The 527-nt window shown below is 74.4% G+C and carries 1 protein-coding gene; it reads right to left on the reverse strand.

Annotated elements, in window-relative coordinates:
* On the reverse strand, positions 1-421 hold a 421-nt coding region (locus A2U95_RS29310), incomplete at its 3' end, for an acyl carrier protein (protein WP_240958341.1).
* Positions 422-527: the final 106 nt, after the last annotated feature.

Below are 527 nucleotides of genomic sequence, written 5' to 3' on the forward strand. Positions count from 1 at the left end.
TGGCGGGCAGGCGCAGGCCGGTGACGGTGTTGAGGCGGTTGCGCAGTTCGACGGCGGTGAGGGAGTCGAAGCCGAGCTCGGTGAAGGCCCGATGGGCGGGCACGGCCTGGGCGGAGGCGTGGCCGAGGACGGCCGCCACCTCCGTCCGCACCGTTTCCAGCACCAGCGCGGCACGCTGCTCCTGCCCGACCGCCAGCAGGCGCTGGGCGAATGCCGAAGCTCCGGCCGACCGTGCCGCACGGCGACTCGTGCCCGCGCCGCGGACCAGTCCGCGCAGCAGGTGCGGGACGGCCGGGGTCTTGCGGAAGGCCGCCACGTCCAGACGGATCGGCGCGAGGGTGGCCCGGCCGGACCGCAGCGCGGTGTCGAAGAGCTCGAGCCCCTCCTCCGGAGACAGGGGCAGGACACCACTCCGGTTCATGCGCTCAACGTCTGCGGTGTCGAGGTTCTCGAGCATGCCCCCTTCCGCCCAGGGTCCCCAGGCGAGGGAGGTGGCGGGCAGGCCGGTGGTGTGGCGGTGGGTGGCG

This window comes from Streptomyces chilikensis (assembly GCF_001642695.1).
In the GTDB taxonomy this organism is placed as follows: Bacteria; Actinomycetota; Actinomycetes; order Streptomycetales; family Streptomycetaceae; genus Streptomyces; species Streptomyces chilikensis.